This window comes from Streptomyces sp. NPDC017676, assembly GCF_044329325.1.
GTDB lineage: Bacteria > Actinomycetota > Actinomycetes > Streptomycetales > Streptomycetaceae > Streptomyces.
The window spans coordinates 105,229-129,145 of sequence record NZ_JBIRJA010000007.1 but is presented as its reverse complement, the minus strand read 5'-3'; the positions used below and the strand labels follow the sequence as shown (position 1 = coordinate 129,145).

At 72.9% G+C, this 23,917-nt stretch carries 29 protein-coding genes; 6 read left to right on the top strand and 23 right to left on the bottom strand.

The genetic code is table 11. The features are described from left to right. Positions 1–52: 52 nt before the first annotated feature. From ACH4LD_RS16905 to hisI, 10 genes are all read right to left on the bottom strand, one after another. Entirely contained in the window at positions 53–826 is a 774-nt protein-coding gene (locus ACH4LD_RS16905) for a DsbA family protein (RefSeq protein WP_398058546.1), read from the bottom strand. A 111-nt stretch (positions 827–937) separates the two neighbouring features. Further along, positions 938–1,774, bottom strand: coding sequence for a tryptophan synthase subunit alpha (gene trpA, locus ACH4LD_RS16900; protein ID WP_398058547.1), 837 nt, complete (start codon positions 1,772–1,774; stop codon positions 938–940). Continuing rightward, the gene (trpB, locus tag ACH4LD_RS16895; RefSeq protein WP_398058548.1) at positions 1,771–3,054 is read right to left on the bottom strand and encodes a tryptophan synthase subunit beta; all 1,284 of its coding nucleotides are present in this window, start codon (positions 3,052–3,054) and stop codon (positions 1,771–1,773) included. Before trpB ends, trpA begins: the two co-directional genes overlap by 4 nt. Before the next feature lie 69 nt (positions 3,055–3,123). Then, positions 3,124–3,330 carry a tryptophan biosynthesis modulator TrpM gene (trpM, locus tag ACH4LD_RS16890; RefSeq protein WP_103815165.1) on the bottom strand — a complete coding sequence of 69 codons (207 nt, stop codon included), beginning with the start codon at positions 3,328–3,330 and terminating at the stop codon, positions 3,124–3,126. 20 nt (positions 3,331–3,350) lie between these two features. After that, entirely contained in the window at positions 3,351–4,160 is an 810-nt protein-coding gene (gene trpC, locus ACH4LD_RS16885) for an indole-3-glycerol phosphate synthase TrpC (RefSeq protein WP_398058549.1), read from the bottom strand. Positions 4,161–4,294: 134 nt separating this feature from the next. Continuing rightward, entirely contained in the window at positions 4,295–4,756 is a 462-nt protein-coding gene (locus ACH4LD_RS16880) for a DUF2752 domain-containing protein (RefSeq protein ID WP_398058617.1), read from the bottom strand. Between the two features lie 160 nt (positions 4,757–4,916). Continuing rightward, positions 4,917–5,174, bottom strand: coding sequence for an HGxxPAAW family protein (locus tag ACH4LD_RS16875; protein ID WP_103815171.1), 258 nt, complete (start codon positions 5,172–5,174; stop codon positions 4,917–4,919). A gap of 160 nt (positions 5,175–5,334) precedes the next feature. Next, positions 5,335–5,973, bottom strand: a complete 639-nt coding sequence (locus tag ACH4LD_RS16870; RefSeq protein WP_132783914.1) for a TIGR02234 family membrane protein — start codon at positions 5,971–5,973, stop codon at positions 5,335–5,337. 72 nt (positions 5,974–6,045) lie between these two features. Further along, positions 6,046–7,524, bottom strand: coding sequence for an anthranilate synthase component I (locus tag ACH4LD_RS16865; protein WP_398058550.1), 1,479 nt, complete (start codon positions 7,522–7,524; stop codon positions 6,046–6,048). Between the two features lie 11 nt (positions 7,525–7,535). After that, on the bottom strand, positions 7,536–7,937 hold the full coding sequence (hisI, locus tag ACH4LD_RS16860; protein WP_398058551.1) for a phosphoribosyl-AMP cyclohydrolase: 402 nt from the start codon (positions 7,935–7,937) through the stop codon (positions 7,536–7,538). 128 nt (positions 7,938–8,065) lie between these two features. Here hisI and ACH4LD_RS16855 point away from each other — a divergent pair, with 128 nt between their 5' ends. Both ACH4LD_RS16855 and ACH4LD_RS16850 read left to right on the top strand, forming a co-directional pair. After that, positions 8,066–8,698, top strand: a complete 633-nt coding sequence (locus tag ACH4LD_RS16855) for a TIGR03085 family metal-binding protein (protein ID WP_132783911.1) — start codon at positions 8,066–8,068, stop codon at positions 8,696–8,698. Positions 8,699–8,710: 12 nt separating this feature from the next. Next, positions 8,711–9,109, top strand: coding sequence for a VOC family protein (locus ACH4LD_RS16850; protein WP_103815181.1), 399 nt, complete (start codon positions 8,711–8,713; stop codon positions 9,107–9,109). 7 nt (positions 9,110–9,116) lie between these two features. Here the strand turns inward: ACH4LD_RS16850 and ACH4LD_RS16845 are convergent, their stop codons facing one another. From ACH4LD_RS16845 to hisD, 10 genes are all read right to left on the bottom strand, one after another. Then, positions 9,117–10,355 carry an MFS transporter gene (locus tag ACH4LD_RS16845; RefSeq protein ID WP_398058553.1) on the bottom strand — a complete coding sequence of 413 codons (1,239 nt, stop codon included), beginning with the start codon at positions 10,353–10,355 and terminating at the stop codon, positions 9,117–9,119. 22 nt (positions 10,356–10,377) lie between these two features. Further along, on the bottom strand, positions 10,378–10,965 hold the full coding sequence (locus ACH4LD_RS16840; protein ID WP_398058554.1) for an ArsR/SmtB family transcription factor: 588 nt from the start codon (positions 10,963–10,965) through the stop codon (positions 10,378–10,380). Between the two features lie 116 nt (positions 10,966–11,081). Then, positions 11,082–11,837 carry an imidazole glycerol phosphate synthase subunit HisF gene (hisF, locus tag ACH4LD_RS16835; protein WP_014672129.1) on the bottom strand — a complete coding sequence of 252 codons (756 nt, stop codon included), beginning with the start codon at positions 11,835–11,837 and terminating at the stop codon, positions 11,082–11,084. Between the two features lie 23 nt (positions 11,838–11,860). After that, positions 11,861–12,250 (bottom strand): RidA family protein, encoded by a 390-nt coding sequence (locus ACH4LD_RS16830; RefSeq protein WP_132783907.1) that lies wholly within the window; start codon positions 12,248–12,250, stop codon positions 11,861–11,863. After that, positions 12,247–12,972 carry a bifunctional 1-(5-phosphoribosyl)-5-((5-phosphoribosylamino)methylideneamino)imidazole-4-carboxamide isomerase/phosphoribosylanthranilate isomerase PriA gene (gene priA / locus ACH4LD_RS16825; protein WP_398058555.1) on the bottom strand — a complete coding sequence of 242 codons (726 nt, stop codon included), beginning with the start codon at positions 12,970–12,972 and terminating at the stop codon, positions 12,247–12,249. Before priA ends, ACH4LD_RS16830 begins: the two co-directional genes overlap by 4 nt. A gap of 3 nt (positions 12,973–12,975) precedes the next feature. Further along, entirely contained in the window at positions 12,976–13,632 is a 657-nt protein-coding gene (gene hisH / locus ACH4LD_RS16820) for an imidazole glycerol phosphate synthase subunit HisH (RefSeq protein ID WP_132783905.1), read from the bottom strand. Beyond that, positions 13,623–13,787, bottom strand: a complete 165-nt coding sequence (locus ACH4LD_RS16815) for a hypothetical protein (protein ID WP_014672133.1) — start codon at positions 13,785–13,787, stop codon at positions 13,623–13,625. The genes hisH and ACH4LD_RS16815 overlap by 10 nt, the downstream gene beginning before the upstream one ends. 3 nt (positions 13,788–13,790) lie before the next feature. Next, positions 13,791–14,384, bottom strand: coding sequence for an imidazoleglycerol-phosphate dehydratase HisB (gene hisB / locus ACH4LD_RS16810; RefSeq protein ID WP_030605410.1), 594 nt, complete (start codon positions 14,382–14,384; stop codon positions 13,791–13,793). A 3-nt stretch (positions 14,385–14,387) separates the two neighbouring features. Continuing rightward, entirely contained in the window at positions 14,388–15,494 is a 1,107-nt protein-coding gene (locus tag ACH4LD_RS16805; protein ID WP_398058556.1) for a histidinol-phosphate transaminase, read from the bottom strand. Then, complete coding sequence (gene hisD / locus ACH4LD_RS16800) at positions 15,491–16,816, bottom strand: histidinol dehydrogenase (protein WP_398058557.1); 1,326 nt, start codon at positions 16,814–16,816, stop codon at positions 15,491–15,493. The genes ACH4LD_RS16805 and hisD overlap by 4 nt, the downstream gene beginning before the upstream one ends. A 220-nt stretch (positions 16,817–17,036) precedes the next feature. Here hisD and ACH4LD_RS16795 point away from each other — a divergent pair, with 220 nt between their 5' ends. The 4 genes from ACH4LD_RS16795 (at position 17,037) to ybaK (ending at position 21,213) form a co-directional block, all read left to right on the top strand. After that, a complete protein-coding gene (locus ACH4LD_RS16795) occupies positions 17,037–18,614 on the top strand; it encodes an oxidoreductase (RefSeq protein ID WP_398058558.1) in 1,578 nt (525 codons plus the stop codon). A gap of 254 nt (positions 18,615–18,868) precedes the next feature. After that, entirely contained in the window at positions 18,869–19,942 is a 1,074-nt protein-coding gene (locus tag ACH4LD_RS16790; protein WP_398058559.1) for a hypothetical protein, read from the top strand. 11 nt (positions 19,943–19,953) lie between these two features. After that, a complete protein-coding gene (locus ACH4LD_RS16785; protein ID WP_398058560.1) occupies positions 19,954–20,694 on the top strand; it encodes an LON peptidase substrate-binding domain-containing protein in 741 nt (246 codons plus the stop codon). Positions 20,695–20,712: 18 nt separating this feature from the next. Beyond that, on the top strand, positions 20,713–21,213 hold the full coding sequence (ybaK, locus tag ACH4LD_RS16780) for a Cys-tRNA(Pro) deacylase (protein ID WP_398058561.1): 501 nt from the start codon (positions 20,713–20,715) through the stop codon (positions 21,211–21,213). Positions 21,214–21,293: 80 nt separating this feature from the next. Here ybaK and ACH4LD_RS16775 read toward each other — a convergent pair whose 3' ends face one another. The 3 genes from ACH4LD_RS16775 to ACH4LD_RS16765 form a co-directional block, all read right to left on the bottom strand. Further along, positions 21,294–21,935, bottom strand: a complete 642-nt coding sequence (locus ACH4LD_RS16775; protein ID WP_132783898.1) for an AAA family ATPase — start codon at positions 21,933–21,935, stop codon at positions 21,294–21,296. A 34-nt stretch (positions 21,936–21,969) separates the two neighbouring features. Continuing rightward, complete coding sequence (locus tag ACH4LD_RS16770; RefSeq protein ID WP_103815205.1) at positions 21,970–22,791, bottom strand: ABC transporter permease; 822 nt, start codon at positions 22,789–22,791, stop codon at positions 21,970–21,972. A 94-nt stretch (positions 22,792–22,885) separates the two neighbouring features. Then, positions 22,886–23,899 (bottom strand): ABC transporter ATP-binding protein, encoded by a 1,014-nt coding sequence (locus ACH4LD_RS16765; protein ID WP_132783896.1) that lies wholly within the window; start codon positions 23,897–23,899, stop codon positions 22,886–22,888. Between the last annotated feature and the right edge of the window lie 18 nt (positions 23,900–23,917).

Genomic DNA, 23,917 nt, shown 5'->3' with positions numbered 1-23,917 from the left:
GGGGACGGCAAGCAGCCCGGCTACGGGTCCATAACGGGGGCGTGAGAAACGCTTACCCGCGGTCGGCGGCCTCCACGAGTTGCTTGAGCTTGGCCGGGGTCATCGTCCGGTCCTGGTAGATGTTCTTGCCGCCGAGCAGCACCGTGGGCGTGCCGCTGAAGCCGCCGGACCGGAACGCCTGGTTGGACCTGTCGACCCAGGCGTCGTGCGTGCCGTCCTGGACGCACTTGCGGAAGGCGGGCGTGTCCAGGCCCTTCACCTTGCCGGCCAGCTCGATCAGCTTGTCGTTGCTCGCGAAGGCGTCGTCGGTCTCCTTCGGCTGGTTCGCGTACAGCACGTCGTGGTAGTCGCGGAACTTCCCGGCGTCCTGGGCGCAGGCGGCGGCGTTGGCGGCGCGCAGCGAGCCGGTGCCGCCGAGGTTGCCGTCGATCAGCCGGACGAGGTGGTACTCGATTCTGAGCTTGCCGGCGTCGGTCAGTTCGTGGAGGGTCGGCCGGTACGCCGCCTCGAAGGCCTGGCAGGCCGGGCAGCGGAAGTCCTCCCAGACGGTGAGCGTCGACTTGGCGCCGTCCTCGCCGACCGGGATCGCGAGGCCGTCCTTGCCCTGCGCCCCCGACGGTGCCACGGCCGGGCCCGCGCTGCTGCCCTTGTGCTTGCCGGCGTTCGCGGCGACCACGCCGATCACCGCCGCCAGCCCCAGGACGCAGACGACGCTCGCGCCCACGATCAGCGTGCGCCGTCGCTTCTCCGCGGCCTTCTGCTTCTCGCGCTCGACCGCCAGCCGTTCCCGGGCGGTGCGCTTTCCGTCACGGTTCTTCTCGCTCACACCCCCAGAACGAACCGGGGAGGCGCAGCGCGCCTCCCCGGCCCGAGGTCCACCCGTTCGAGTGACCGAATCATCCGATACGGGACATTCGCCTACGGTCACTCCCGCCCGTCACGCCTGTCCGCGCACGCCTTTCGCCAGCTCACCGGCCAGCTCGCGGACCTCCGCGAGGCCGGAGGCGTGGTCGGGGGCGTCCAGCATCCGCTTCACGAACGCCGAGCCGACGATCACGCCGTCGGCGAAGCCGGCGACCTCGGCGGCCTGGGCCCGGTTGGAGACGCCGAGCCCGACGCAGACGGGCAGCCCGGTGCCGGTGGCGCGGGTGCGCCTGACCAGGTCCTGGGCCTGCGTACCGACGGATTCCCGGGTGCCGGTGACGCCCATGAGGGAGGCCGCGTAGACGAAGCCGCTGCCCGCCGCGGTGATCTCGGCGAGCCGCTCGTCCCTGCTGCTCGGCGCCACCACGAAGACCGTCGCGAGGCCGTGCTTCTCGGCGTGCTCCCGCCACAGCGCCGACTCCTGCACGGGCAGGTCGGGCAGGATGCAGCCCGCGCCGCCCGCCTCGGCCAGCTCGGCGGTGAACCGCTCCACGCCGTAGCGGTCGACGGGGTTCCAGTACGTCATGACGAGCACCGGCTTCCCGGTGGCCTCGTGGGCCTCCCGGACCGTGCGCATGACGTCGGCGATCCGCACGCCGCCCCGCAGGGCGATGTCGTCGGCGGTCTGGATGACCGGGCCGTCGAGCACCGGGTCGCTGTGCGGCAGCCCGACCTCGACGACGTCGGCGCCGCCGTCGAAGACGGCCTTGATCGCCTCGATGCCGCCGTCCACGGTCGGGAAGCCGGCCGGGAGGTAGGCGATGAGCGCGGAGCGGCCCTCCGCCTTGGCGGCGGCGAGGGTGTCGTCCAGCAGCCGGCCCTTGCCACCCGTGAATGCAGCCCCGCTCACTTGGCGTCCCCCTCGATCTCGGCGGTGTCGGCTTCGTCGGCGGCCACCTCGGCGTCGGTGTCGTAGAGGCCGAAGTAGCGGGCGGCGGTGTCCATGTCCTTGTCGCCGCGGCCGGACAGGTTGACGACGATCAGGCCGTCCTTGCCCAGCTCCTTGCCGACCTCCAGGGCGCCGGCCAGCGCGTGGGCGCTCTCGATGGCCGGGATGATGCCCTCGGTGCGCGACAGCAGGCGCAGGGCCTGCATGGCGGCGTCGTCGGTGATCGCGCGGTACTCGCCGCGGCCGGAGTCCTTCAGGTAGGAGTGCTCCGGGCCGATGCCCGGGTAGTCCAGTCCGGCGGAGATCGAGTACGGCTCGGTGATCTGGCCCTCGTCGTCCTGGAGGACGTACGAGCGGGAGCCGTGGAGGATGCCGGGCTCGCCGGCGGTGAGGGTGGCCGCGTGCTCGCCGGTCTCGATGCCGTGGCCGGCGGGCTCGCAGCCGATGAGGCGGACGCCCTCGTCGGGGATGAAGGCGTGGAAGAGGCCGATGGCATTGGATCCGCCGCCGACACAGGCGACGGCCGCGTCGGGGAGGCGGCCGGCGCGCTCCAGGAGCTGGCGCCGTGCCTCGACGCCGATCACCCGGTGGAAGTCGCGGACCATGGCCGGGAACGGGTGCGGGCCGGCGACCGTGCCGAAGAGGTAGTGGGTGCGGTCGACGTTGGCGACCCAGTCCCGGAACGCCTCGTTGATGGCGTCCTTGAGGGTGCGGCTGCCGGACTTCACGGCGACGACCTCGGCGCCGAGCATGCGCATGCGGGCCACGTTGAGGGCCTGGCGCTCGGTGTCGATCTCGCCCATGTAGATGGTGCAGTCGAGGCCGAACAGCGCGCAGGCGGTGGCCGTCGCGACACCGTGCTGGCCGGCACCGGTCTCGGCGATGACCCGGGTCTTGCCCATGCGCTTGGTGAGCAGGGCCTGGCCGAGCACGTTGTTGATCTTGTGGGAGCCGGTGTGGTTGAGGTCCTCGCGCTTGAGGAACACGCGGGCGCCTCCGGCGTGTTCGGCGAAACGGGGCACCTCGGTGAGCGCCGACGGACGGCCGGTGTAGTTGACGAGCAGGTCGTCGAGCTCACGGGCGAACTCGGGGTCGTGCTTGGCCTTGTCGTACTCGACGGCGACCTCGTCCACGGCGGCGACGAGGGCCTCCGGGATGAACTTGCCGCCGAACGCGCCGAAGTAGCCCTCGGCGCTGGGCACCTGGCCGGCGGGGTCGGGGATGAAGAACTCGCTGGGCATGCGGATACCTCACGGTGAGTGCGGTGAAAGAACACTGATCGCCGTGGGGGCGGGGCGAGTCGCTCGGCCTCAGGTCGTCTGTGGCTGGTCGCGCAGTTCCCCGCGCCCCTGAGGGGCGCGCTGCCATCGGCGTCCGTTGACCTGCCCGGGTTCGTCGCCGATGACGTACCGGACGCGACGGCCGTGGACGCGGCGCGCGGGGGCGCGGCAGCCGCGCGGACGGCAGCCGCGCGCCAGGCGCGCGTGCCGGTCCACGGTCGTCACGGTGGGAGTCATCGGCGCCAAGCCTAGCGGGATCAGCCGCGCCCGTGCCGCAGGGCCGGGTGCTCGCCCGCCGCCACCAGGTCGGCCACCGCCGCCTTGGGGTCGCGGCCGGTCACCAGGGACTCGCCGACCAGCACCGCGTCGGCGCCGGCGTTGGCGTACGCGATCAGGTCGTGCGGGCCGCGGACACCGGACTCGGCGACCTTCACGACGGTGTCCGGGATCTCCGGGGCGATCCGCTCGAACGTGCCGCGGTCCACCTCCAGCGTCTTCAGGTTGCGCGCGTTGACGCCGATGACCTTGGCGCCCGCGTCCACCGCCCGCTCGACCTCGTCCTCGTCGTGCACCTCGACGAGGGGGGTCAGGCCGATGGACACCGCCCGCTCGATCAGCGACTCCAGGGCCGGCTGGTCCAGGGCGGCCACGATCAGCAGCGCGAGGTCGGCGCCGTACGCCCGGGCCTCCCAGAGCTGGTACGACGTGACGATGAAGTCCTTGCGCAGGACGGGGATGTCGACCCGTGCGCGCACCGCCTCCAGGTCGGCGAGCGAGCCACCGAAGCGGCGCTGTTCGGTGAGGACGGAGATGACGGCCGCGCCGCCCGCCTCGTAGTCCGCGGCGAGTCCGGCGGGGTCGGCGATCGCGGCCAGCGCGCCCTTGGAGGGGCTGGAGCGCTTCACCTCGCAGATCACCTTCACGCCGTCGCCCTTGAGCGCGGCCACCCCGTCCTTGGCGGCGTGGGCCTTGGCCGCGCGCTCCTTGAGCTCGTCGAGGGTGACGCGTGCCTGCCGCTCCGCGAGGTCGGCACGGACTCCGTCGATGATCTCGTCGAGCACACTCACGCGAGCGGCCCCCTTCCAGACGGTGGTTCCTTCAGGTTCTGAAAACCCGTGGTCAAACCGATGGTATCCGCAGGAGCGCCGAGGCCTCGCATCCGGTGGAGGGCGGTCCCACTACCTGGACGTTCGCTGTTCGATCAAGGGTGGAGCCAGCCACCGAACGGCAGGTTCCGGACGACGGTGAACACCAGCAGCAGGACGCCGGCCGCCCACAGCGGTGCCGGTCCGAGGTCGATCCGCAGCGGTCTGCCGCGTGCCGCGCGGACCACCCAGACGGTCCACAGCACGGCGAAGCCCAGGTAGCCGGCCACGGCCGGCGCGTTGTCGCGCAGGGCGGCGAGGAGGTCACCGTGCACGAAGGCATGCGCACTGCGCAGCCCGCCGCAGCCGGGGCAGTACAGGCCGGTGAGCCGGTACAGCGGGCAGACGGGGTAGTGCCCGGGTTCACCCGGATCGACGGCACCGACGTAGGCGAAGGCTCCGCCGACGGCCGCGAACAGCCCCGCGGGGACTGCGACCCGCCGCCAGAAGGGGGCGGGCGGAGGCACCGGGCGGCCGGGGGCGTTCCTGGGTTTCGCGGGGGCGGTCACGGTGGGCATTCTCCCCCGCCGCCCGTCGGCGTGCCCGCTCGCCGCGGCGGTCAGCGGCACCCTGCCGGCGCCCGCGAGCACCCCGTCCAGCCGCGGCGCCGGCACCGCTCCGGCACACGCGAGGGCGGCCGGCACCTGGTGCCGGCCGCCCTCGCGGAAACCCTGAGGCTCAGCTCTCGGCCGCGGCCGGCTCCCGCGTGGCCGCGGGCGCGGTGTGCGGCAGCGTGCGGGACTGCTTCGGCTGCCCCAGACCCATGGCGCGCATGATGCCGCCGACCACACCACCGAGGAGCGTGAGGGCCATGCCGGCCCAGAAGCCGACGGGCTGGGCCATCACCATGAAGGCGCCCGCGACGCAGAAACCGATGAAGGCGATGATGACACCGGTCCAGGCGGCCGGGGTGTGACCGTGGCTGCTGCCCGCCATGACTTGCTCCTCGTTGCTGTGTACGTGTCGTACTGTCCGAGCCGGACGCTCACCGTCCATTGTCCCGTACGCGTGCGTGTGCCCGACGCGGGGGTGGCGTCTGTTTCACCACACCGGGGTTCCCCGCTCCGGATCCGGGCTCCGGGTACGCCCCGTGTATTCAGGCGCCCGTCGGGTCCTCGCCCCGGTCCAGCGCCTTCCAGATCTCCTCGGGCCGCTCCGGGTCGACCGGCCGGGACGTGCGCCGCGGGCGGGCGGTGCCGCGCTCGTAGCGGCCGGACATGGCGGGCCACAGCCGGCCGTAGCGCAGGGCGAGCAGTCCGGCGAGCAGGAGGAGCACACCGCCGGCGGCCGCGACATAGGGCCAGCCGGTGTGGGTGAGCGCGTCGACCGTGGCGGAGGTGTCGCCGCTCGCCTTGGCCGCCTGCTCGTCCAGCGCGGAGCTGTCGGAGGCGGACACGAGGGCCGCGGCGGCGATCCCTGCGCCGGACAGGGCGAGCAGCCCGGAGACGAGGAACCGGCCGGCCCTGCGGACGGCGAAGACGGCGACGAGCGCGGCGAGGCCCACTATGGCGAGGGCCGCGGGGACGCCCGTGACGTCGCTGCCCTTGGCGGTCAGCGGGAACGCGCCGCCGGCCACCGTCGCGGTGCCCTCCGCCCAGCGCTGCCGGGTCGCGAGCAGCGCCACGGCCGCGCCGAGCGCACCGCACAGGAGGGCCACGGCGAGGCTCCGCCGGCCGGACCGGGCGGACGCGGCGGCTTGGGAACGGGGGTCAGGTACGGCAGTCACGTACTCCACTATCGCCTGAACCCCGGGTGAGGCGTCACCCGGGGTTCGTATGACAAGCGTCCTATGGGCGGAAAGAGTGCCCTATTCGCTCAGCCTGTTCGCGGTGTGCACCGCCCGCAGCACCGCCGCCGCCTTGTTGCGGCACTCCTGGTCCTCCGCGACCGGGTCGGAGTCGGCGACGATGCCGGCGCCGGCCTGGACGTAGGCCGTGCCGCCCCGGAGCAGGGCCGTACGGATGGCGATCGCGGTGTCGGAGTCCCCGGCGAAGTCGAGATAGCCGACGCAGCCGCCGTACAGGCCGCGCCGGGACGGTTCCAGTTCGTCGATGATCTGCATCGCGCGGGGCTTGGGGGCGCCGGAGAGGGTGCCGGCCGGGAAGCAGGCGGTGAGCACGTCGAAGGCCGTGCGGCCCGGGGCGACCCTGCCGGTGACGGTCGAGACGATGTGCATCACGTGCGAGTAGCGCTCGATGGACATGAAGTCGACCACCTCGACCGAGCCGGGCTCGCAGACCCGGCCGAGGTCGTTGCGGCCGAGGTCGACCAGCATCAGGTGCTCGGCGCGTTCCTTGGGGTCGGCGAGGAGTTCGTCGGCGAGGGCCTGGTCCTCCTGCGGGGTGGCCCCGCGGTGCCGGGTGCCGGCGATGGGGTGGACCATCGCGCGTCCGTCCTCGACCTTCACCAGCGCTTCGGGGGAGGAGCCGACGACGTCGAACCCGTCGAAGCGGAAGAGGTACATGTACGGCGAGGGGTTCGTGGCCCGCAGGACCCGGTAGACGTCCAGGGCGCTCGCCGTGCACGGGGTCTCGAAGCGCTGGGAGGGCACGACCTGGAAGGCCTCGCCCGCGCGGATGCGCTCCTTGACGTCCTCGACGGCCCGCTGGAAGTCGGGGCCGCCCCAGCGGGCGGTGTACTCGGGCAGCTCGGAGGGCGGCAGGTGGGCCGGGGGCTGGGCTACCGGGCGGGAGAGGTCGGCCTCCATGGCGTCGAGACGGGCGACGGCGTCCGCGTACGCCTCGTCGACGCCGGTGTCGAGGTCGTTGTGGTTGATCGCGTTGGCGATCAGCAGGACCGAGCCCTCCCAGTGGTCCATCACCGCGAGGTCGCTGGTGAGCAGCATGGTCAGCTCGGGCAGCTTCAGGTCGTCGCGCTCGCCGGGGCCGATCTTCTCCAGGCGGCGGACGATGTCGTAGCCCAGGTAGCCGACCATGCCGCCGGTGAAGGGCGGCAGGCCCTCCTGGTGCGGGGTGTGCAGGGCCTGGAGGGTGGCGCGCAGGGCCGCGAGGGGGTCGCCGTCGGTGGGGACGCCGACGGGCGGGGTGCCGAGCCAGTGGGCCTGTCCGTCCCGCGCGGTGAGCGTGGCGGCGCTGCGGACGCCGACGAAGGAGTAGCGGGACCAGGAGCGGCCGTTCTCCGCGGACTCCAGCAGGAAGGTGCCGGGGCGCTCGGCGGCGAGCTTGCGGTACAGCGCGACCGGGGTGTCGCCGTCGGCGAGCAGCTTGCGCGTGACCGGGATGACACGCCGGTCGGTGGCCAGCTTGCGGAAGGTCTCCAGTTCCATGGCCGCTGACCTTACTGACCGGGTCCGGGTACGCCCGAATCGGCGTCCTTGAGGAGCACGTCCGCGTCGAAGCAGGTGCGGGCGCCGGTGTGGCAGGCGGCGCCGGTCTGGTCGACCTTGACCAGCAGGGTGTCGGCGTCGCAGTCCAGCGCGACCGACTTCACCCGCTGGACGTGGCCGGAGGTGTCGCCCTTGACCCAGTACTCCTGGCGGCTGCGCGACCAGTAGGTGCAGCGGCCGGTGGTCAGGGTCCGGTGCAGCGCCTCGTCGTCCATCCAGCCGAGCATGAGCACCTCTCCGGTGTCGTACTGCTGGGCGATGGCGGGGACGAGCCCGTCGGCGCTGCGCTTGAGCCGCGCGGCGATCTCCGGGTCGAGGCTGCTGGGCCGGGGGGCGCCGGTCGTACTGGTCATGGGTCACATTGTGCCGCGCGGGACCGACCGCGGGACGCGGCCGTCCATGGAATGGTCACGGCGGCGCGCGGCGCCTCCCCGGGAGGTGACGGGTGGGCGGACCGGGTACGCGGTCGTAGGCTGACAGCATGTCGACCTTCGCCAAGCGTGAACGGCTTCTTCTCGCCGACCTCTTGGAAACCGTCGGGCCGGACGCCGAGACCCTCTGCGAGGGCTGGCGGACCAGGGACCTGGCCGCGCACCTGGTCGTGCGCGAGCGCCGCCCGGACGCGGCGGGGGGCACGCTGATCAAGCAGCTCGCACCGCGTCTGGAGAAGGTGATGGCCGAGTACTCCGCGAAACCGTACGAGGAGCTGATCCAGCTGATCCGTACCGGCCCGCCGCGCTTCTCGCCCTTCCAGCTCAAGCAGGTCGACGAGGCGGCCAACATCGTGGAGTTCTACGTCCACACGGAGGACGTCCGCCGCGCCCAGCCGGACTGGAGCCCGCGCGAGCTGGACCCGGTCTTCCAGGACGCGCTGTGGTCCCGCCTCGAACGCGCCGCGCGGCTGATGGGCCGGAAGGCGCCGACGGGTCTGGTGCTGCGCCGCCCGAACGGCCAGACGGCGGTGGCGCACCGGGGCACCCCGGTGGTCACGGTGACCGGTGAGCCGTCGGAGCTGCTGATGTTCGCGTACGGACGGCAGCGCGCGGCCAAGGTGGAGCTGGACGGCGACACGGAGGCGATCGCCGAGGTGCAGACCAAGCAGCTGGGCATCTGAGAGGGCCGGCCCGTGATCAAGGTGGCGATGACCGGTGTGTACGTGGACGACGTGGCGACGGCGCACGCCTTCTACACCGGCGTCCTCGGCTTCGAGACCCGCACGCACATGGACCTGGGGGACGGCACGCTCTTCGTGACGGTCGGGGCGCGGGAGGGGGCCCAGCCGGATCTCCAGCTGCTGCTGGAGCCCGGCCAGGGCCCGATCGCGGAGCCGTACCGCAGGGCGCTGTACGAGGCGGGGCTGCCGTGCATCGTCTTCTCCGTGGACGATCTGGGCGCGGAGTACGACCGGCTGCGCGGCCTCGGCGTCCGGTTCACGCATCCCCCGCAGGAGCAGGGGCCGGTCATCGCGGCGGTGTTCGACGACACGGTGGGCAATCTGGTGCAGCTGGTTCAGCCCAGGGAGTGAACGGCGGTCAGCCCGGGAGTTCGGCGCGGCGCAGGGCCGGCACGGCGAGGGCGACGGCCCCGCCGAGGCCGCAGACGACCGCGCTGGCGACGAACACCGGGCCGAGGCCCCAGGCCCCGATCGCGGCGGCGGCGAACGGCATGCTCAGCGGGGTGAGGCCGAGGCTGACCAGGCTGGAGACGGAGGTGACCCGGCCGAGGTAGGCGGGGTCGGACTGGGTCTGGAGCAGGGCGCCGCACATCGCGCCGCTGAGCCCGGTGAACAGGCCGACCAGTACGGCCGTGGCGACGGCGGTGACGAGACCCGGTACGTAGGCGAGGGCGCCGATGGCCACGCAGCCCGCGATGATGGCGTACCCGGCGACCAGCCCGGCGCGCGGCAGCCGCCCCCGCACGGTCAGCAGCAGCGAGGCGGCCCCCGCGCCGGCCCCGAACCCGGCGAGCACCCAGCCCATGCCCGCGGCACCCCAGCCCCGGGCGTCGGCGAGCAGGGTCAGCCCGACGTTCAGCGGCCCGACGAAGCCGAGGTCACCGAGGGCGATGGCGATCATCAGCGGCGCGAGCACCCGGTGCCGCCGGATGTACCGCAGCCCGGCCTTCAGGTCGCTCCAGGCGGTTCCCGCCGTGCCGGGCGTGCTCTCCTCCGGCCGCTCCCGCATCCGCACCGACACCAGGAGCGGTACCGACAGCGCGATCAGGAGCCCGGCGACGGTGAACGCGGCCGGGGCTCCGCCGGTGGCCACGGCGAGTCCGCCGAGCGGGGCGCCCACGACGCTCGCGAAGCGGATGGCGAGGCCGCGCATGCCCTGGACCCGGGCGAGCTGGTCCTTCTCGGTGAGCCGGGCCGGCAGCGCGCCCACGGCGGGCATGAACACGGCGTCGACGGTGCCGAAGAGCAGCGCCAGCAGGGTGAGCGGCCACAGCCCGGGGCTGGTGAGGAACAGAAGGGCGGCCACGGCGAGGACGGCGGCACAGCGTACGGCGTCACTGCCGATGACGACCCGGCGCGACCTGAACCGGTCGGCGACCACTCCCCCGCCGAGCATCAGCACGGCCCTGGGCAGTGCGCCGGCCGACATCACCAGCCCGGCCTGCGCGGGGCTCCCGGCCTGGACGGCGGCCCAGGACAGGGCGAGGTAGTAGACGCTGTCGCCGAGCATCGAGGAGGTGTAGGCCCCGAGCCAGCGCAGCACATTGGGGTCGCGGTGGGCCCGCGCGGGGGCCGGCGGTATGAGCGTGGCGGTCACGGGAGGGCTGTCCTCTCAGACGTCAGACGCGGAACGGGAAGCCGTACACGTGCAGCGCGACATGCTCGCGCCCCTCGGTGTCACCGGCGGCCTCGCGGGCTCGCCCCCGCTCGTCGTACCACTTGAGCAGGTCGATCAGGTCCTTCTTCAGCTCGGCGAGTTCACCGGCGGTGAGCCGGAGGAGGGACTCCGAGTCGTGGGCCGCCGTGTTCCACTCGGGCCCCCAGTGGGCGCGTTCGTCGAGGTACCTGCGGTACAGGTCGGCACGCTGCTCCAGGAACATCCGGGAGGCCGCCAGGTGCGCGGCCGCCTTCTCGGGGGCGCCCTGGAAGTCCTCGTCGCGGATGGTGACGCCGTCGGACGCCGGCTGCCACCAGCGCTCCCGCGCGTCCGCGCTGCGCGGCTCGGCCTCCTCGACGAGGCCGTGCTCGGCCAGTTTGCGCAGGTGGTAGCTGACGAGGGAGACGGCCTCGTCCACCTGCTCGGCCAGTTGCGAGGCGGTGGCGGCCTCCGCGACGAACAGCAGGCGGTACAGCTTCATGCGCAGCGGATGGGCGAGCGCCTTGAGCGTCCCGATGTCCGTGATCCGGCGGTTCTCCTCGCGTGCCATGACACCGGACCCTAGATGCGAAAGGGAAACTGCGCAACATTCTTTGCGCAACTTTCCTTTCGTATCGGCCCGCACAAAGGCCCCGGCCACCCGGCCCGGGCCTGTCGAGGCGGTGGCTACCTCACCGGGTGCCCCGCCCCCCGCAACGTCTCCTTCACCTGACCGATCCGCAGGTCCCCGAAGTGGAACACCGAGGCCGCGAGGACCGCGTCCGCGCCCGCGTCGATGGCCGGGGGGAAGTCGGCCAGCTTGCCGGCGCCGCCGGAGGCGATGACCGGGACGGTCACGTGCTTGCGCACCGCCGCGATCATCTCCAGGTCGTAGCCGTCCTTCGTGCCGTCCGCGTCCATGGAGTTCAGCAGGATCTCCCCCGCGCCCAGCTCCGCCGCCCGGTGCGCCCACTCCACCGCGTCGATGCCGGTGCCGCGCCGGCCGCCGTGGGTGGTGACCTCGAAGGTGCCCCCAGGGGTGCGGCGCGCGTCCACCGAGAGGACCAGCACCTGCCGGCCGAACCGCTCGGCGATCTCGCGGATCAGGTCGGGGCGCGCGATGGCCGCCGTGTTGACGCCCACCTTGTCGGCACCCGCCCGCAGCAGCTTGTCCACGTCCTCCGCCGTGCGGACGCCGCCGCCGACGGTCAGCGGGATGAACACCTGCTCGGCGGTGCGGCGCACCACGTCGTACGTCGTCTCACGGTTGCCGGAGGACGCGGTGATGTCCAGGAAGGTCAGCTCGTCGGCGCCCTCGGCGTCGTACACCTTGGCCATCTCGACGGGGTCGCCGGCGTCGCGCAGGTTCTGGAAGTTGACGCCCTTGACGACCCGGCCGTTGTCCACGTCCAGGCAGGGGATGACTCGGACCGCCAGGGTCATGAATCCACGGCTCCTTAAGGCCTTCAGCCTCTGAATGCTTCTAGTTCCACTTCGACCAGGATGCGCGGGTCGACGAAGCCCTCCACGACCAGCAGGGTCGAGGTCGGGCGGACGGCGTCGAACAGCTCCTGGTGGGCCCGCCCGACGGCGTCCACGTCCCGCACATGGGTCAGGTACATCCGCGTACGGATCACGGACTCGATGCCGAGCCCGAACTCCCCGATCGCTTCCAGGGCGCTGGTGAAGGCCACCTTGGCCTGTTCGTACGGGTCGCCCTCCCCGTACAGCACGGTGCCCTTGAAGGACGTCGTGCCGCCCACCAGCACCCGGTCACCCGCCGCGACGGCGCGTGCGAACCCGAAACTCTCTTCCCAGGGACTTCCGCTCTGCACGCGCCGCACGGCTCCGCTCATGACGACACAGCCTCCAAGGCCTCTTCCAGGGTGAACGCCTTCGCGTACAGCGCCTTCCCTACGATGGCGCCCTCGACACCGAGGGGTACCAGTTCGGCGATGGCGCGGAGGTCGTCCAGGGACGACACGCCGCCGGAGGCCACGACCGGCCGGTCGGTGGCGGCGCACACGTTCCTCAGCAGCTCCAGGTTGGGGCCCTGGAGGGTGCCGTCCTTGGCGATGTCGGTGACGACGTAGCGGGCGCAGCCCTCCTTGTTCAGGCGCTCCAGCGTCTCGTAGAGGTCGCCGCCGTCGCGGGTCCAGCCCCGGCCGCGCAGGGTGGTGCCGCGCACGTCCAGGCCGACGGCGATCTTGTCGCCGTGCTCGGCGATGACCTTGGCGACCCACTCGGGGGTCTCCAGGGCTGCCGTGCCGAGGTTCACCCGGGTGCAGCCGGTGGCGAGGGCGGCGGCGAGGGTGTCGTCGTCGCGGATGCCGCCGGACAGCTCCACCTTGATGTCCATGGCCCCCGCGACCTCGGCGATCAGGGCGCGGTTGTCGCCGGTGCCGAACGCGGCGTCCAGGTCGACCAGGTGCAGCCACTCGGCGCCGGACCGCTGCCAGGCGAGGGCGGCCTCCAGCGGGGAGCCGTAGGAGGTCTCGGTCCCGGACTCGCCGTGCACGAGGCGGACGGCCTGGCCGTCGCGGACGTCGACGGCGGGGAGGAGTTCGAGCTTGGCCATGGTCTACAGGGTTCCGATCCAGTTGGTGAGGAGCTGGGCGCCGGCGTCGCCGGACTTCTCGGGGTGGAACTGGGTGGCCCACAGGGCGCCGTTCTCCACGGCGGCCACGAACGGCTTGCCGTGCGTCGACCAGGTGACCTTGGGGGCCTCGATCACCGGGTTGTGGGACTCCAGGGCCCAGTCGTGGACGGCGTAGGAGTGCACGAAGTAGAACCGCGCGTCGGCGTCCAGGCCGGCGAACAGCTGTGAGTCGGCCGGGGCGTCCACGGTGTTCCAGCCCATGTGGGGCACGACGTCGGCCTGGAGCGGCGCGACCGTGCCTGGCCACTCGTCCAGGCCCTCGGCCTCCACGCCGTGCTCGATGCCGCGGGCGAAGAGGATCTGCATGCCGACGCAGATGCCCATGACCGGGCGCCCGCCGGACAGCCGGCGGTCCACGACCCAGTCGCCCCGGGCGGCGCGCAGGCCCTGCATGCAGGCGGCGAAGGCGCCGACGCCCGGCACGAGCAGGCCGTCGGCGTTCATCGCCTTGTCGAAGTCACGCGTGATCTCGACGTCGGCGCCCACGCGCGCGAGGGCCCGCTCGGCGGAGCGGACGTTGCCGAAGCCGTAGTCGAAGACGACGACCTTCTTGTTCGCGGGCCTGGTGCTCAATTCCACACCTCCAGCCGCATGACGCCCGCCACCAGGCACAGGCCCGCGCCGATCGAGAGCAGCACGATCAGGCTGGTGGGCATCTTCTGCTTGACGAAGGAGATGATGCCGCCGACCAGGAAGAGGCCGACGACGATCAGGAGGGTCGACAGACCGGTCATGGGTTACAGCGCGCCCTTCGTCGACGGGAGGATGCCGGCCGCGCGCGGGTCGCGCTCGGAGGCGTAACGCAGCGCCCGGGCCAGCGCCTTGAACTGGCACTCCACGATGTGGTGCGCGTTGCGCCCGTACGGTACGTGCACGTGCAGCGCGATCTGCGCCTGGGCGACGAAGGACTCCAGGATGTGCCGGGTCATCGTCGTGTCGTACTCGCCGATCATCGGCGCCATGTTCTCGGGCTCGGTGTGCACGAGGTACGGGCGGCCGGACAGGTCGACGGTGACCTGGGCGAGGGACTCGTCCAGCGGGACCGTGCAGTTGCCGAAGCGGTAGATGCCCACCTTGTCGCCGAGTGCCTGCTTGAAGGCGGCGCCCAGCGCGAGGGCGGTGTCCTCGATGGTGTGGTGGGAGTCGATGTGCAGGTCGCCGTCGGTCTTGACGGTCAGGTCGAACAGACCGTGCCGGCCGAGCTGGTCGAGCATGTGGTCGTAGAAGCCGACGCCGGTGGCGATGTCGGTCCGGCCGGTGCCGTCGAGGTCTATCTCGACCAGCACCGACGTCTCCTTGGTGGTGCGCTCCACGCGTCCTGTGCGGCTCATGCGTTACAGCTCCTTCTTCAACTCACGGACCGCGTCGAGGAACGCGTCGTTCTCCTCCGGCGTGCCGGCGGACACCCGCAGCCATCCCGGTACCCCGTTGTCCCGGACCAGGACGCCCCGGTCGAGGATCTTCCGCCAGGCCTCGTGGGCGCTGGCGAACCGGCCGAACTGCACGAAGTTCGCGTCGGACTCGACCACCTCGTAGCCGATCGCGCGCAGCTCGGCGACCAGCCGGTCCCGCTCCGCCTTGAGCTGCTCGACGTACCCGAGCAGCGTGTCGGTGTGCTCCAGCGCGGCCAGGGCGGTCGCCTGGGTGATCGCCGACAGGTGGTACGGCAGCCGGACGAGCTGGACGGCGTCCACGACCGCCGGGTGCGCGGCCAGGTAGCCGAGGCGCAGGCCGGCCGCGCCGAACGCCTTGGACATCGTCCGGGAGATCACCAGGTGCGGGCGGCCCTGGAGCAGCGGCAGCAGCGAGTCGCCGTGACTGAACTCGATGTACGCCTCGTCCACGACCACCATGGACGGCTTGGCCGCCTGGGCCGCCTCGTACAGCGCGAGGACGGTCTCCGGCGGGACCGCGTTGCCGGTGGGGTTGTTGGGGGTGGTGATGAAGACGACGTCCGGCTTGTGCTCGGCGATCGCCTGCTCGGCGGCGGCCCGGTCGATCGTGAAGTCCTCGCGCCGGGGGCCGGAGATCCAGCCGGTGCCGGTGCCGCGCGCGATGAGCGCGTGCATCGAGTACGACGGCTCGAAGCCGATCGCCGTACGGCCCGGCCCGCCGAAGGTCTGCAACAGCTGCTGGATGACCTCGTTGGAGCCGTTGGCGGCCCACACGTTCTCGACGCCGAGCGGGTACTTCCCGGTCCTCGTCAGGTACTTGGCCAGCTCGGTGCGCAGCTGGACCGCGTCCCGGTCCGGGTAGCGGTTCAGGCCGCGGGCGGCCTCCCGCACCCGCTCCGCGATCCGCTCGACCAGCGGCTCGGGCAGCGGGTAGGGGTTCTCGTTGGTGTTCAGCCGTACGGGGACGTCCAGCTGGGGCGCGCCGTAGGGGGACTTGCCACGCAGCTCGTCCCGTACGGGGAGATCGTCGATCCGCACGTCGCTCACTTGCTCTCGGGTACCTTCCAGCCGAACCTCGCCTTGACCGCCGCGCCGTGCGCCGGCAGGTCCTCCGCCTCCGCCAGCGTCACCACGTGGTGGGCGACCTCGGCGAGCGCGTCCCTCGTGTAGTCCACGATGTGGATGCCGCGCAGGAAGGACTGGACGGACAGCCCGGAGGAGTGGCAGGCGCAGCCGCCGGTGGGCAGCACGTGGTTGGACCCGGCGGCGTAGTCGCCGAGCGAGACGGGGGCCCAGGGGCCGATGAAGATCGCGCCGGCGTTGCGGACACGGTCGGCGACCGCCGCCGCGTCGGCGGTCTGGATCTCCAGGTGCTCGGCGCCGTACGCGTCGACGACCCGCAGGCCCTCGGCGATGCCGTCGACCAGCACGATGGCGGACTGCTTGCCCTTCAGCGCGGGCACGATCCGGTCCTCGATGTGCTTGGTGGCCGCGACCTGCGGCTCCAGTTCCTTCTCGACCGCGTCCGCCAGCTCGACGGAGTCCGTGACCAGGACGGCCGCCGCCAGCGGGTCGTGCTCGGCCTGGCTGATCAGGTCGGAGGCCACGTGCACCGGGTCGGCTCCGGCGTCGGCGAGGATCGCGATCTCGGTCGGGCCGGCCTCGGCGTCGATGCCGATCTTGCCGGTGAAGTAGCGCTTGGCGGCGGCGACCCAGATGTTGCCGGGTCCGGTGACCATGTTGGCGGGCGGGCAGGACTCCGTGCCGTACGCGAACATCGCGACGGCGGTGGCGCCGCCGGCCGCGTACACCTCGTCCACGCCGAGCAGGGCGCAGGCGGCGAGGATCGTCGGGTGCGGCAGCCCGCCGAACTCGGCCTGGGCCGGTGAGGCGAGCGCGATGGACTCGACGCCGGCCTCCTGGGCGGGCACCACGTTCATCACCACGGAGGACGGGTAGACCGAGCGGCCGCCGGGCGCGTACAGCCCTACGCGCTCGACCGGAACCCATTTCTCGGTCACCGAGCCGCCGGGCACGACCTGCGTGGTGTGGGTCGTACGGCGCTGCTCGCGGTGGACCAGCCGGGCCCGCCGGATGGACTCCTCCAGGGCGGCGCGCACGGCCGGGTCGAGCCCGGCGAGCGCGTCGGTGAGTGCCTGGGCCGGGACACGGACGGTTTCCAGCCGTACTCCGTCGAACTTCTCGGCGAAGTCGATCAGCGCCGCGTCGCCACGATGATGCACGGCCTCGCAGATCGGGCGCACCTTCTCCAGGGCGGCCTGAACGTCGAAGTCGGCTCGGGGCAGCAGGTCGCGCAGGGCGGGGCCCTCGGGAAGGGCGTCGCCGCGCAGATCGATTCGGGAAATCACAGTCCCAATTCTCTCAGACCGCCGTCGGCAGTCGTCCGCGCGTATCAATGGCTGATACAGACCGTGGGTCAATGGCCGGTACAGACGTGGGCCGATGACTGGTACAGAGGGTGGCCGGAACCCGGAAGATCACCTTCACGGGTGGTGTCCCGGCGGTCACAGAGGGCATGAACGGCTGTACGAAAACCAGCGAACCGGAAGAGGAGAGAAGAGGAGAACGGTGAGCGAGGGAGCCGGCATCCGCACGGGGGACCTGCCGGACGACCTGACCGCGACCGAGGCGGGCATGTGGCAGGCCTTCCGCAACGGCAGCGTGTACGACCTGAGCAGCGGCGACTTCACGGTGGACGATCCGCACGGCGGGCATCCCTGGGGTCCGGAACGGACCGTACGGGCGCGTATCGTCTGCTGGCTGCTCCTCGACGGCCCGCCGGCGCTCGCCGGCCGGGTGTCCGCGCTCAAGCTCGTCGGCGTGCGCGTCACCGACCCGCTGGACCTGGCGGGCGGCCAGGTCACGCCGTACGTGGAGCTGCGCGGCTGCCGTTTCGACGAGGAGATCCGGCTGCCGGAGGCCCGGTTCACGACCCTGCGCCTGGTGGACTGCGCGGTGCCGCGCCTGGAGGCCGCCCGCGTGCACACGGAGGGTGATCTGCATCTGCCGCGCTGCCGCTTCCAGAACGGGGTCCGGCTGACGGACGCGCACATCGGCACCGATCTGCTGCTCAACCAGGCGGTCGCGTACCGGGACCGCGGCGGGCGGTCGATCGCGGCCGACGGGCTGACCGTCGGCCAGGACCTCCAGGCGGAGATGCTGGAGTCGCACGGCGAGTTCAGCCTGCGCGGCGCCCAGATCGGCGTCTCGCTCAGCCTGCGCGGTGCCAGGCTCGCCAACCCCTACGCCCGGTTCGCCCTGAACGCCCCCCAGCTGACGGTCGAGCGGACCCTGTACCTGACCCCGGCCGGCGTGGGCAACCCGCTGCTCAGCGGCACGACACCCGCGCGCGGGACGCGCATCCAGCGCTTCGAGTCCCGGGGCGGGGTGCGTCTGGACGACGGGCGGTTCGGGGACGCCGTCGACCTGGAGCGGGCCCGGTTCGCCTTCACCGACGACCAGGAGTTGTCGCTGCGCCGGGTGCAGACACCGGAGCTGCGCTTCCTCGGGGACAAACCGGAGCGCGGCAAGGTGGTGCTGTCCGGCGCGCGGGTGGTGAACCTGGTGGACCGGGCGAGCAGCTGGCCGGACGCGGGCAATCTGCACATGGGCGGGTTCAGCTACGAGAGCCTGGTGCCGCAGGGCCCGTTCCCGCTGACCCAGCGCCTGGAGTGGGTGGCGGCGGCCACCGCCGAGTACGCCCCGGAGCCCTACGAGCGGCTGGCGGCGGTGCTGCGCGCGGCCGGGGAGGACGAGGACGCGCGCGAGGTGCTGCTCGCCAAGCAGCGCCGGCGGCGCGAGACGCTGCCGCTGGCCGGCAAGTTCTGGGGTTACCTCCAGGACTGGACGGTCGCCTACGGCTACCGCCCGGGCCGGGCCGCGGTGTGGATGACGGTGCTGTGGGCGGCGGGCACGCTCGCCTTCGCCCGCGCGGACCACCCGCCGGTCAGCTCCGGCGGCCACCCGGTGTGGAGCCCCGCGCTGTTCACGCTCGACCTGCTGCTGCCGGTGATCGACCTGGGCCAGGCCGGCCAGTGGCAGCTGCGCGGCGGCTGGCAGTGGCTGGCGGCGGCGCTGATCCTGATCGGCTGGGTCCTGGCGACGACGGTGGCGGCGGGCGCGACCCGGCTGCTGCGGCGGAGCTGACGGAACACGGCGGAGCCGACGGAACACTGCCAGACCGACGGAACACGGCGACATCGACGGAACGCGGCGCGCGGCCGGCGCGAGCCGTCAGGCGCCATCCATCAATGCTGACGGAATCTGCCCTTCACGCACACACCCCGCACAACATGCACATTCACCCTTTACCGCTCCTTGACTCTCGCACGTACAACTTTCCATGACTTGCCCAGGCCCTCTGGCGCCGCCGCGACCTGCGGACTTTCAATGGTCGGACCATGGCTCTGCTGCCCTCGTTCATCCGCCCCACCCGGATGACCAAACGCTCCGCGCGCCCGGCCGGCCGACCGCCGGCCGGGGACGAGGCCGTGCTCGACGCGCCCGACGACCGTCTCTCGCCCGCGCTGGTAGCGGCCGGCCGGGGCGAGTACGCCGCCGCGGCCGGCCTGCTCGCCGCCACCCGCACCGCGACCGAGTGGGAGAACCGGGACCGGTACGTACGGCGCCTGACCGCCTTCGCCCGCTCGCGCCCCGAGTGGTACGAGGAGTGGCGCACCGCCGCCCCGGACGACCCCGGCGTGCTGCTGCTCGGGGCCCAGCTGGCGGTGGACCGCGCCTGGCCCTCGCCCGCCCGGGCCGAGCTGCTGCGCGAGGTGAGCCCGCTCATCACCGCCGCCGCCCGCGCCGACGACCGTGACCCGGTGCCCTGGCGGATCGCGCTCGACCACGCGCGCGGCTCGCGGGCCGGGCACCGCTACTTCGAGGAGCTGTGGGAGGCGGCCGTCCGGCGCGCCCCGCACCACTACGGCTGCCATGTGGCCGCCCTGCGCTACCTGGCCGCCTTCTGCTGCGCCCAGTGGGGAGACACGCCCCACAGTCCCCATGGCTCGCACCGGGCGTGCTTCGACTTCGCCGAGCGCGCCGCGCAGGACGCCCCGGCCGACTCGCTCGTCCAGGCGCTGCCCGCCCGGGCGGCCTTCGGCTGTCTGACCGACGACTGCGACCCCGAGGTGCCGCGCGCCCGGCTGGACGCGGCGGCCGACCGCGCCATCGAGCTGTCCGGGCGTTTCCCGGCGGCCGACCCGTGGCCCGCCGAGGTCCGCAACAAACTGCTGTACGTCCTGCTGCGGCTGGACCGCTGGGAGGACGCCCGCACCCAGCTGCGCCTGATCGGCCCCTACGCCACCTCCTTCCCCTGGGACCGGATCTCGGACGACCCGCTCGGCCACTTCCTGCGTGTGCGCGAACACCTGGAGACGGCGCTCCCGCGGCCCGCCCCGGCCGGGCTGCTGACGGCGTCCCGGGACCCCCTCCGCGAGCACGGCGGACACGCCCGCGCCGCCGACCACTAGGCTGGGGCGCCGTGACCACCGTCCGTCTCCCGCTCTTTCCGCTGAACTCGGTGCTGTTCCCGGGGCTCGTGCTGCCGCTGAACGTCTTCGAGGAGCGCTATCGCGCCATGATGCGCGCGCTGTTGAAGACTCCCGAGGAGGAGCCGCGCCACTTCGCGGTCGTCGCCATCCGCGACGGCCACGAGGTCGCGCCGAGCGCCCCGGGCATGCCGGACCCCACGGCCCAGCCGGACCGGGGCCCGGCCGCCGGCTTCGGCCCCGACCCGCTCAAGGCCTTCCACGGGGTGGGCTGTGTGGCAGACGCGGCGACCATCCGGGAGCGGTCCGACGGCACCTTCGAGGTCCTGGCGACCGGTACGACGCGTGTCCGCCTGCTGTCCGTGGACGCGTCCGGGCCGTTCCTGACCGCCGAGCTGGAGGAGCTGCCGGAGGAGCCCGGGGACGAGGCCGGCGCGCTGGCGGAGGGCGTCCTGCGCTCCTTCCGCCAGTACCAGAAGCGTCTGGCGGGGGCCCGCGAGCGCTCGCTGTCCACCGGTGCCGACCTGCCCGACGACCCGGGCGTGGTGTCGTACCTGGTGGCCGCCGCGATGGTGCACGACACGCCGACCAAGCAGCGGCTGCTCCAGGCCCCGGACACCGCCTCCCGGCTCCGGGACGAGCTGAAACTCCTTCGCGCGGAGACGTCCATCATCCGTAGTCTGCCGTCGTTGCCCGCGTTCGAGCTGACGCGGACGCCGACGAGTCTGAACTGAGGGAAGCACGACACCCTGATGGCGAAGAAGTCGAAGAAGCAGCAGTCCGGGGGGACGCCCGCGACGGTGGCCCTGACGGCGGCGGGCGTGGACTTCACGGTCCACGCCTACGACCACGACCCGTCCCACCCCTCCTACGGCGAGGAGGCGGCGGAGGCGATGGGCGTCTCCCCCGAACGTGTCTTCAAGACCCTGGTGGCCGACGTCGACGGCTCCCTGGTGGTCGGTGTGGTCCCGGTGGCCGGCTCGCTGGATCTGAAGGCCCTGGCGGCGGCGGTGGGCGGCAAGCGGGCGACCATGGCCGACCCGGCCCTCGCCGAACGCACCACGGGCTACGTCCGCGGCGGCATCTCGCCGCTCGGCCAGCGCAAGAAGCTCCCGACGGTCATCGACGACTCGGCGGAGTCCCACGCGACGATCTGCGTCTCGGCGGGCCGCCGGGGCCTGGAGGTCGAGCTGGCGCCGGGGGACCTGGCGAAGCTGACGGAGGCGGTGCTGGCGCCGATCGGACGCGGCTGACGGGCTCGCCCGCCACGGCACCTCACTCCACGGCGTCCGTCACGGCGCCTCCGCCACGGCACCTCACTCCACGGCGTCCGTCACGGCCTCTCGCCGTACGGCAGCTCGGGGTCGCGCGGCCCGAACAGCGCGGTCAGTCCGATATGCACCAGCAACCCCGCCAACGGCCACGCCAGCAACGCCCCCTTCGCCGACAGCTTCAGCGGCGCGGAGAACGTCACGCCCTTGCCCACGGCCTGCGCGTGCGCGAGCACGTCCGACTCGGGCCCCAGCCACACCCCGAGCCGCCAGGCCAGCAGCGACCCGAGCAGCCCGCCGAGGCAGAGGGCCACCACGAGCGGCACACCCCCGCGCCGCCGCAGCAGGAACACCACCACGGCGCTGACCAGCCCGAAGGCGAGCCCCAGCAGGATGAACGTTCCGTCCACCCCGACCGCCTGCTCGCCCTCGGTGTCCTTCACGTAGACGACCCAGTTCTTGTCGACCTCGGCACCGATCAGCGGCACGTGCGGCGCCAGCCACCACCACAGCAGCCCCAGCAGTACCCCGCCGAGCGCCAGCGCCACCGTGATCACGGCGGCCTCCCGCAGTTCCGTCTTCATCCCGGGGCCGTCCTGTTCGTACGCGCCCGCGCCCGGCGCCCCTGCGGGCGGCGGTGCCTGCCAGACCTGGTGCGGGGAGTTCTCGTGCGGCGGAGGAGGCGGAGTCAGCGGTGCGGTCACCCGACTATCGTGCCAGCTCGGGCTGTGGGCCGCGTCACCGGACGGCGGCCCTGCGGTACGCCCAGGCCGCCACGGCCAGCGAGACCACCCCGACACCCGCGCACACACCCAGGTCAGCGAGGACGACGGCCCAGTCGGGGTCCGCCCCGAAGGTCCGCGCGTACGCCTCCACGCCATAGGTCGACGGCAGCAGATCACGGGCCAGCCGTACGATCTCCGGCATCCGGTCGGCCGGCAGCACGCCCAGCAGCAGCGCGGCCGACATGCCGAGCTGTCCGAGCAGCGTGGCCAGCTCCGGCCGGGGCGCGAGCAGCCCGCAGGCGGCGCCCAGCCCGGCCAGCGCGGCCCCGGCGAGTGGGATGACGGCCACCAGGATCCACAGGTTGGACAGCGGCAGCCCGAACAGCACACAGCCGAAGACGGCCGTCACCAGGGTCCCCGGGACGGTGAAGGAGGCGTACGCCGCCGCCGCGCCCAGCACCACGGCCGCCGGCGGCACCGGCAGCGTGGCGTAGTGGTCGAGCCCGCCGCTGGCCCGCAGCTGCCCGAAGTACTGCGACAGCAGGTTCAGCGCGACGTACGCGACGACCAGCACGGAGGACCCGGCCACCACGGACTGGGCCTCGTGGCCGCTGTCGACGACACCGCGCATCATCACGGCGATGCCGATGGACTGGAAGGTGGCCACGAACAGCAGCGGGATCCGCGCCACCCGGGCCCGGGAGAGCTGCGCCCGGTAGACGGCCACCAGCGACGGCCACAGCCGCGCGGACGGCCCGAGCTCGGCCGCGCCGGCCGCCGTGTCCGGTACGGCCCGGGCACCGCCCGGCAGAACCTCGGCGGGTACGACACTCACGACGGGCTGCTCCTCTTCCCTGCGGCAGTCGCCACGGCGGGCCTGTCCACCCCGGCGGTCGCGCAGACCTCCACGCATTCCACGGCCGGCGCGCTCACGTCTTCACCAGCCCCTGCCGGGCCGCGCCGCCCAGCGCCAGGTAGACGTCCTCCAGGCTGGGCGTGGCGAGCGTGAAGTCGTCCAGGGCGGCGAAGGCGGCACCGCCGGTCACCGTGGCGACGACGGCGCGGGCCTCCTCGGGTGCGAGCCGGAGCGTCCAGCGCCGGCCGGACTCCACGGCCCGCTCGTGCAGCGCGGCGACCTCGGGCACCTCCAGCGGCGCCCGCTCCCGCCACACCAGCTCCACCCGTACCTCGCCGGCGACCCGCGCCTTGAGTCCGGCGGGGGTGTCGCAGGCGATGACCCGGCCCTGGTCGAGCACGGCGACCCGGTCCAGGACCGTCTCGGCCTCGATGACGTTGTGGGTGACCAGCAGCACGGTCGTGCCGCGCTCGGCCCGCCGCCGGTCCACGGCCGCCCAGACCGCGCGCCGGGCCACCGGGTCCATGCCGGTGGTCGGCTCGTCCAGCACGAGCAGCGGCCGTTCCCCGACGAGCGCGGTGGCGAAGCAGGCGAGCCGCCGCTGCCCGCCGGACAGCTTCTTCAGCGCCCGTCCGGCGATCGGGGTCAGCCCCAGTTCCTCCAGGACGGCGTCCCGCTCGGCCCGTGCCCGCCGGACGTCCAGGCCGCGCAGGCGCCCGGTGGTCTCGGCGGCGAGGGAGACGGTCAGCTCGTCCAGGGCGGTGGACTCCTGGCCCAGGTAGGCGAGGAGCCGGGCGGCCCGCTCGGGGTGGCGCACGATGTCGTGGCCGAGTATCTCGACGCTGCCGGTGTCCGGCCGCAGCAGCCCGGTGAGCTGCCGTACGAGGGTGGACTTGCCGGCGCCGTTGGGGCCGAGCAGTCCGAAGACCTCGCCGCGCCGCACGTCCAGTTCGACCCCGTCGGTGGCCCGCACCTCGGGGGTGCCCGGGGCGCCCCGCCGGCCCTTGACGGCCGGGTAGGTCTTGCCGAGCCCGCGCACGCGTACGACCTCGTCGTACCGAAGTGCCTGTCCCGCGCGCGTACTCACAAGGGACGAGCCTACGGG